Annotated in this window: 6 protein-coding genes and 2 pseudogenes; 2 read left to right on the top strand and 6 right to left on the bottom strand. The window is 68.0% G+C overall.

Going from position 1 to position 7,996, the window contains the following annotated elements; genetic code table 11:
* Positions 1 to 11: 11 nt before the first annotated feature.
* The 5 genes and pseudogenes from AC6RA4_RS06745 to dapA all read right to left on the bottom strand — a co-directional run bounded on the left by AC6RA4_RS06745 (position 12) and on the right by dapA (position 4,918).
* On the bottom strand, positions 12 to 1,385 hold the full coding sequence (locus AC6RA4_RS06745) for a M16 family metallopeptidase (RefSeq protein WP_500158662.1): 1,374 nt from the start codon (positions 1,383 to 1,385) through the stop codon (positions 12 to 14).
* A 244-nt stretch (positions 1,386 to 1,629) separates the two neighbouring features.
* Positions 1,630 to 2,101: pseudogene (locus AC6RA4_RS06740) on the bottom strand (DUF3035 domain-containing protein).
* A gap of 89 nt (positions 2,102 to 2,190) precedes the next feature.
* Positions 2,191 to 2,676, bottom strand: coding sequence for a signal peptidase II (gene lspA, locus AC6RA4_RS06735; RefSeq protein ID WP_500158660.1), 486 nt, complete (start codon positions 2,674 to 2,676; stop codon positions 2,191 to 2,193).
* Between the two features lie 68 nt (positions 2,677 to 2,744).
* Positions 2,745 to 3,911, bottom strand: coding sequence for a serine hydrolase (locus tag AC6RA4_RS06730; protein WP_500158658.1), 1,167 nt, complete (start codon positions 3,909 to 3,911; stop codon positions 2,745 to 2,747).
* A gap of 131 nt (positions 3,912 to 4,042) precedes the next feature.
* Positions 4,043 to 4,918 carry a 4-hydroxy-tetrahydrodipicolinate synthase gene (gene dapA / locus AC6RA4_RS06725; RefSeq protein ID WP_500158656.1) on the bottom strand — a complete coding sequence of 292 codons (876 nt, stop codon included), beginning with the start codon at positions 4,916 to 4,918 and terminating at the stop codon, positions 4,043 to 4,045.
* A gap of 135 nt (positions 4,919 to 5,053) precedes the next feature.
* On the opposite strand from dapA, the gene AC6RA4_RS06720 reads away from it, so the two are divergent.
* The gene (locus AC6RA4_RS06720; RefSeq protein WP_500158654.1) at positions 5,054 to 7,015 is read left to right on the top strand and encodes a lytic transglycosylase domain-containing protein; all 1,962 of its coding nucleotides are present in this window, start codon (positions 5,054 to 5,056) and stop codon (positions 7,013 to 7,015) included.
* Positions 7,016 to 7,043: 28 nt separating this feature from the next.
* Here the strand turns inward: AC6RA4_RS06720 and AC6RA4_RS06715 are convergent, their stop codons facing one another.
* Positions 7,044 to 7,595 carry an LOG family protein gene (locus AC6RA4_RS06715; RefSeq protein WP_500158652.1) on the bottom strand — a complete coding sequence of 184 codons (552 nt, stop codon included), beginning with the start codon at positions 7,593 to 7,595 and terminating at the stop codon, positions 7,044 to 7,046.
* 107 nt (positions 7,596 to 7,702) lie between these two features.
* Here AC6RA4_RS06715 and AC6RA4_RS06710 point away from each other — a divergent pair.
* Positions 7,703 to 7,996, top strand: a pseudogene (locus tag AC6RA4_RS06710) (LysM peptidoglycan-binding domain-containing protein); the annotation flags it as partial.

Genomic DNA, 7,996 nt, shown 5'->3' with positions numbered 1-7,996 from the left:
GAAGAGCGGCTTCATTGCGAGACCTCCTGCTGGGCGGCGTCGGCGGCCTCCTCGGCCATCAGGTAGCCGGTGACCGATTGCTTGCGGTCGAAGACCTGCCGGGCGGCCGCGACGATCTCGTCGGCGGTGATCGATTGCAGCATCCCGGGCCAGGCCTGCACGTCCTCGATGGTCAGGCCCGAAGTCAGCGCGTTGCCGTAGCGCCGCGCCAGCGACTGGGTGCTGTCCTGCTGGTAGACCAGATCGGCGTTGAGCTGGAACTTGATGCGGGCGAGTTGCTCTGCGTCGACGCCCTCGTCGAGGAAGCGCGCCAGCGCCTCGTCGAGGGCCGCTTCGGCCTCCTCGAGGCTGATCTCGGCGGTGGGCACCACCACCAGCGTGAAGCTCGACTCGTCGTAGGAGGTGCCGTCGTAATAGCTGCCAGTGTGGAGCGCGACCTTGCGGTCGAACTGCAGGTCGCGGTTCAGCACCGAGGTCTGGCCGCTGCCGAGGATCTCGTCGAGCAGGGTGAGCGCCGCGGCGGCGCGCTGGTCGCCGGGATTGCGCTCGGGGGCGAGGTAGCGGCGGATCACGTAGGGCTGGGCGACGCGGGGGTCGCGGAAGAGCACCCGGCGCTCGGCAAGTTGCGGCGGCTCCTGCGGGCGCAGGCGCGGGGCGCCGACCTCCGGGTTGGCGGGAATGGGTCCGTAATGTTCCTCGGCCAGCGCGCGCACCTCGTCGGGGGTGACATCGCCGGCGACGATCAGGATGGCGTTGTTGGGGGCGTAGTGACGCTCGTAGAAGCTGGTGGCGGCCTCGAGGTCGAGCGCCTCCATCTCGTGGCGCCAGCCGATGATCGGCACGCCGTAGCGGTGATTCTGGTAGAGCGCCGCGCCCATCTGCTCGCGCATGAGCGCCGAGGGATCGTTCTCGACCCGCATGTTGCGCTCCTCGATGATGACGTCGCGCTCGGTCAGGATGTCTTCCTCGTCGAGCTGGAGATTGACCATGCGGTCGGCCTCCATCTTCATCATCAGGCCGAGCCGGTCGGCGGCGACGCGCTGGAAATAAGCGGTCTGGTCGAAGGAGGTGAAGGCGTTGTCGGTGCCGCCGTTCTGCGCCACCACCTTGGAGAACTCGCCCGGTTCCATCGTCTCGGTGCCCTTGAACAGCAGGTGCTCGAGGAAATGGGCGACGCCCGAGGTGCCGGCGGTCTCGTCGGCGGAGCCGGCGCGGTACCAGACCATGTGCACGACGACCGGAGCGCGGTGATCCTCGATCACCACGACCTCCATGCCGTTGTCGAGGGTGAAGTCGGTGACCTGGCTGGAGGTCTCCTCGGCGAGCGCTGGCGGCGCGGCGAGCGTGACGGCGGCAAGCGTGAGGGCCGCGGCGAGTCTCTTCATCGGCAATATCCCGGTCTGAACCTCAGGTTCACAGAACCTACGCGGAGTTGTCGGGTATTCAAGCGGGCCTTGCGGATTCGTGATGGCTGGGGGAGGGGCGACAATGCCTGCACGGAGGGCATTGCGCGCGGGGACGGGCAGGCCCTAGGTCCTTGTGCGTCGGTGCTCGACGTTCCGGGATGTTGCTGGGAGGCTCTTGGAGAGCAAACCGGGTGCCGGGAGCCGTGGCCCCCGGAACTGCGCCTTAGTTGTCCCAGCCTTCCGGCGGAGCCGAGGGGGTCTCGATGCCGGCGCGGCGATAGGCTTCCAGCGCGTCGTAGCTGCTCAGCCATTGCTCGCGATAGGTGTCGTAATACTCGTCCTGCGGCACGACCTTCCAGCTGAAGCGCGACTTGCGCTTGCGATACTCGAGATCGGCAGCGGCAAGCTCGGCGCGGATGTTGGGATCGGTGCCGTAGCGGCCCGTTGCCTGCGGGGGTGCCGCCCTCGTTCAGCCGCGCCGGGTTGCCGCCAAGCGCCGCGACGGCATCGGCCTTGGGCGTCTGGTCGGTGCGGTTGGCGCTGCCGGGGGTGGGCACGGGCAGGGCGTTCATCGCCGGCGGAGTTTCCAGCGGCTTGGTCGGAACGATGGCGAATTCCTCGGGCGTGCCGCTGTTGGTCTTGAGATAGTGCAGACGGATATCGCGCTCGCCCGACGAACAGGCGGCGAGCCCCATCAGCCCCATCATGATCATGACCTGCGACAGCTTCATTGCCATTCTCCGGTTCTTGCCTGTACCTGCTTTAACGTATCGGGCCCGCGGCGTCACGAGCCGTTTTTCCCGCGCTTTTTCCCGCTGCCCGGAAGAAACACCAGCCCCAGCGCCCCGGCAAAGATCGCGATATCGGCGACGTTGAAGGCGAAGGGGTTGTCGATGCCGCAGCAGGACATGTTGAGGAAATCCGCGACCGCGCCATAAAGCAGCCGGTCGACCACGTTGCCCAGCGCGCCGCCGATCAGCAGCCCGCCCGAGATCAGGCCGAGCGTGCCCGGCGGGTCGCGGCGCAGCCAGACCAGCACAAACAGCACGATGCCCAGCGCCACCGAGATCAGGATCCACTTGGTGGTGTCGGTGCCGCCGTTCAGCAGGCCGAAATTGACGCCGTAGTTCCACGCCATGCGGAAATTCAGGTACGGCGGCAGCACGTCGATGGCGAGCCGGCTGTCGAGCGACATCACATGCACCACCAGCCATTTGCTGAGCTGGTCGAGAACGAGGGTGATCGCCGCCACCCAGGCCACTGTCTTCATGCTGTCTTCCCCGAATTTGCCTGCCCGGCCCGATCTAGCCTGTGCGGGCGCGGATGGAAAGCCACGGCTCAGGACTGCCCGCGCAGGCTGCGCAGGAAGGCGCCAAAGGCGGCGATGGCCGTGGTCTCTGGGATCGCGCCGGGATCGTTGACGGTGAGCGCCACGCAATGCTGGCGGCCTTCGGTGTCGGTGAGCCATGCAGTAAAGTTGAGCACACCGGTCTCGGAGCCGCCCTTGTAGGCGATGCTCTGCCAGAGGCCAGGCTGGGCGATCACGGGGCCGGGATTGACCTGCATCAGCGGCAGCGCAGCCAGCGGTGCGCCCAGAGCGCAGAGCCGGTCAAGCGGGAGATACCATTCGAGCCCCGCATCGTGCGGGCCCATGACCGCCTCGATGGCGGGCAGGGTTTCGGCGGCGCTGGCGGCGATGGCGGGCTTGTCGGCGGGGGCGGCGGCGAGCCAGTCGGCGCGCAGCGCCTCGTCGGCCTTGAGGGCAAAGAAGGCGCGGGTGGTGAGCAGCGCCTCCGGCGGGAGCGCGAGTTTCTCGGCGACCGCCTTGCGGCCCAGCAGGTCGATCAGCAGGTCGGTGGCGGTGTTGTCGCTCTCGGCGATCATCGCCAGCGCGGCGCTGTGCAGCGTCAGCGGCGAGCCTTCTGGGAAGCTCTGCATCCGGCCCGAGGGCAGCGAGCGGTGGCGGTCTTCCAGCCGTACGACATCGGCCCAGTCGCGGCGCCCGGCCTCGATCTCGTCGACCAGCGCCGCCAGCACGCCGATCTTGAAGGCCGATCCCACTGCAAGCGCCTCGCCCGCGCGGTGCTCGGAAATCACCGCGCCGTCGCGCATGGCGAGCCAGGCCACGTCTTCCCCGAGCTCGCGCAGCAGTGCCTCGGCGCTGGCGAGGTCGGTGACGCGCGGCTCGGGCGCGCCGAACCAGAGCGTCGAGACCCGGCCCTCGGCGTCAAATGCGATGCGGGCGGGCAGGCGGTGGGTGTCGGACTGCACCACGTAGTCGCGCCCCTTGCCGTCGATCCGGGCCACCGGGCCGATCGCGTTGCTCAGCCCGTCGAGCACCTGCGAGAGGGTCTCGGGCGGCACGCTGTCGAGAAAGGCAGGCGCCATCGCGACCTCTTCGCCGCCGCGCGACAGCAGCGTCCGCAGGGCGCGCTCCTCATCATCGCCCGCGCTGACCGCACCGGCGGGGGCAAGGAAGGCGAACAGGAAAGCCAGAAACCGCATGGGCTCCTCCCGGATGTTTCGGGGAAGCTGAGCGGGAAACGATCTTTTTACAAGGTCTTGAAATGACGAACGGCCGGGACGTGCCCGGCCGTTTCAAATGTTCTGCGCCGCGTGCGCGGCAACCCGCCTGCTCAGTTCAGCAGGCCGGCATGGCGCAGGGCGTCGTCGATGCGGGTGCGCACCGGCTCGGTCACCGGCAGCAGCGGCAGGCGCATCTCTTCCTCGCAAAGCCCAAGGCGCGACATGGCGTATTTCGCGCCGCACAGGCCGGGCTCGGCAAAGATCGCCTGATGCAACGGCATCAGCCGGTCCTGGATCGTGAGCGCCTTGCCGAAATCGCCGGCCAGCGTCGCCTCTTGCAGCTGCGCGCAGAGCGCCGGCGCCGCGTTTGCCGTCACCGAGATGCAGCCCACGCCGCCCTGGGCGTTGAAGCCATGCGCGGTGGCGTCTTCGCCGGAGATCTGCAGGAACTCCTTGCCGCAGGTGATGCGTTGCGCGCAGACTCGCGCGAGATCGCCGGTGGCGTCCTTGACGCCGATGATGCGCGGCAGTTTGGCCAGTTCGCCCATCGTTGCCGGGGTCATGTCGACCGCCGAGCGGCCGGGGATGTTGTAGATCACGATCGGGATGTCGGCGCAGTCGTGCAGCGCGGTGAAATGCGCGATCAGCCCGGCCTGCGTCGGCTTGTTGTAATAGGGCGTGACCACCAGCGCGGCATCGGCGCCGACCTTCTCGGCGAACTGCACGAAGCGGATGGCCTCGTCGGTGTTGTTCGAGCCGGCGCCGGCCACCACCGGAATGCGCCCCGCCACCGCGGTGACGACGCATTCGATCACCGCCTCATGCTCCTTGTGCGTGAGGGTCGGGCTCTCGCCCGTGGTGCCGACCGGAACGAGCCCGTGGCTACCCTGCTCGATATGCCATTCCACAAGGCGTTTGAGCGTGTCGAAATCCACTGCGCCGTCCTTGAACGGCGTGACCAGGGCAGGCATAGAACCTTTCAACATGACACGCTCCTATTCTGTGTTACCGTCATATGGCGGAACATCGCCCGCCTGAAGGGATTGTGAATTGAAGCTCACATGGCGCGCGATATCCTTTGAAGCGCGTCTATTCCTTTTCAGATCGGAAATTGCAAGCTCATGTCGCGCCTTTGGGCCATCCTCCTCTCGCTCATCCTTGGCCTCCCGGCCATCTCTCCCGCCGCCGCACAGCAGGATCGCCCGCTGGCGCAGGCCATGGAGGCCATGCGCGGGGGAAACTGGGCTGCGGCGCTGATCGATTCGCGCGGCGACGGGCAGCCGGCGCTCGACGTGATCCTGTGGCACTACCTGCGGGCCAGCCGGGGCGATGCGGCGCAGATCATGGACTTCATCACCCGCAACCCGGACTGGCCGGGGATGTCCTACCTGCGCGAGAAGAGCGAGATCGCGATCTCGGAATCCGGCGACAACGCCATCATCCGCGCCTTCTTCGACGGCTACCGCCCGCAGACCGGCGCCGGCGCGCTGGCGCTGGCGCGCAGTTACGTGGCCGAGGGCGAACGAGGCGCTGCCGAGGCCGAGGTGGTGATGGCGTGGCGCACGCTGGCGCTTTCTGCGGACGAACGCACGAGCTTTCTGTCCAATTGGGGGGATCTGCTGAAGGCGCATCATGAGGCGCGACTCGACATGGCGCTCTGGCAGGGCTGGGAATCGAACGCCCGGGCCATCCTGCCGCTGGTCGGCGACGACTGGCGCGCTCTGGCAGAGGCGCGAATCGCTCTGCGCGACATGGCGCCCGGTGTCGACGGGCTGATCGAGAAGGTGCCCGAGGCCCTGCGCGATCATCCCGGGCTGGCCTATGAGCGCTTTCTCTGGCGCGTCCGCAAGGGCCGCACCGACGACGCCATCGCGCTGCTGCTCGAGCATTCGAAAAGCGCCGAGACGCTGGGCGAGCCCTGGGCCTGGGCCGGGCGGCGCGATGACCTTGCGCATTCTCTGATGCTGAAGGGCGAGTACAAGACCGCCTATCAGGTCGCCTCGACCCATCACCTCTCCGAGGGCTCGGACTATGCCGCGCTCGAGTGGCTCTCGGGTTATCTCGCGCTGCGTTTCCTCGACAACCCGCAGGGCGCGCTGGCCCATTTCCAGGGCCACGGCGGCGCGGTCGACACGCCGATCTCGCTCGGGCGCGCCGGCTACTGGACCGGCCGCGCACAGGAGGCGCTGGGCAACGCCGAGGCCGCGCAAACGGCCTATGAGCAGGGGGCACGCTGGCAGACCTCGTTCTACGGTCTTCTGGCCGCCGAGAAGGCGGGCGTCGCCCCGAACCCGGCGCTGGCCGGGACCGAGGACTTCCCCGACTGGAACACCGCCGCCTTCACCGAGAGCAGCGTCTACAAGGCGGCGATCCTGCTCTTGGCCTCGGGCGAACTGACGCTGGGCGAGCGCTTCCTCACCCATCTGGCCGAAGGGCTCGACCGGCAGCAGATCGGCCAGCTCGGAGACATGCTCGCCGAGATGGGCCGGCCGCATGTGCAGGTCATGGTCGGCAAGCGCGCCGCCCGGTTCGGTGTCGAGCTGCCCGGGCCCTATTACGCGCTGCATCCCGACCTCGTGGCGACCGAGTTCCCGATCCCCAAGGAGATGGTGCTTGCCATCGCCCGGCGCGAATCCGAGTTCGACCCGTCGGTGGTGTCCCATGCCGGGGCGCGCGGGTTGATGCAGCTGATGCCGGGCACCGCGAAGGAGGTCTCGGGCTGGCTCGACATCGCCTATTCGCATGACGGTCTGACCTCCGATCCGGCCTATAACGCCAGGCTCGGCTCGACCTATCTCGCCCGGCTCTCGGAGCGGTTCGACGGCAATGTCGTGATGATGTCGGCGGGCTACAACGCCGGTCCGGGGCGTCCGATCCGCTGGATGGACCAGTTCGGAGACCCGCGGAAGGGCGAGATCGACGTGGTCGACTGGATCGAGATGATCCCCTTCAACGAGACCCGCAACTACGTCATGCGGGTCTCCGAGAGCCTGCCGGTCTACCGCGCCCGTCTGGGCCGCGATCCGCTGCCGGTGCCGTTCTCGGAAGAGCTGATCGGCAGCACCCTGCGCCGGATCGACTGAGGCCCGGGCAGGGGGCGGACGCCTGCACTCAGCTCAGGGCGCGGCGCAGGATCTCCATCACGCCTTCGGCGGTCTCGGCGCTCTGCACGAAGTCGAGCAGTGACTGGTCGGCGAAGCCCTCGTCGACGACGTGATGCAGCAGTGCCTTGAGCGGCCCCCAGAACCCTTCCGTGTCGAGTAGCACGATGGGCTTGTCGTGCAGTCCGAGCTGGCGCCACGTCAGCACCTCGAAGAACTCGTCGAGGCTGCCGGCGCCGCCGGGCATCATCACGATGGCGTCGGCGTTCATCACCATGACCTTCTTGCGCTCGTGCATCGTCTCGGTGACGACAAAGCGGGTGAGGTCGGTCTTGCCGACCTCGCGCTGCAGCAGGTGGGTGGGAATCACGCCGAAGGTTTCGCCACCGCCCGCCTGCGCGGCGCGCGCCACCACGCCCATCAGCCCGACATCGCCGGCGCCATAGACGAGGCGCCATTTCTCGGCGGCAAGCGCTCGCCCCATGGCCTCGGCGGCGGTGGTGTAGGAGGCGGCGCGGCCCGGACGCGAGCCGCAGTAGACGCAAACGGATTTCGGGATCATGCTAAGACTCGGTGAGAATTGCTGTTTTGACCCGTGATAACGAGATTGTTATACCTTCTCAACAGCGCTGCGCTGCAGCGTCACTTGGGGACATGGATAGCACGACAATGACAAAGGCTCTTGGCTGGGGGATTCTGGGCGCGGTGGCGCTGGCGGCACTGCTTTATCTGGGCGGTGTGATAGGTCCGGACACGGGGCCGGTCAGCCTCGTTGCGCCACCGGCTGAAACCGTCCCGGACGCGGAAACGCCGACCGGCGAGGCCGAAGGGGACGCGGTCGCAGTCGCGCCGGCGCCGGACGCAGCGGACGCCAGCGACGTGGTCGCCACCGTCGCGGCCCCGGCGCCGGCGCAGGCACCGGAGGCATCGCCCGCGCCCGAAGAGCCCGCCGCCAGCACCGAG

It is taken from the genome of Salipiger sp., from assembly GCF_059781815.1.
This window is presented reverse-complemented; position numbering and strand designations above follow the sequence as displayed.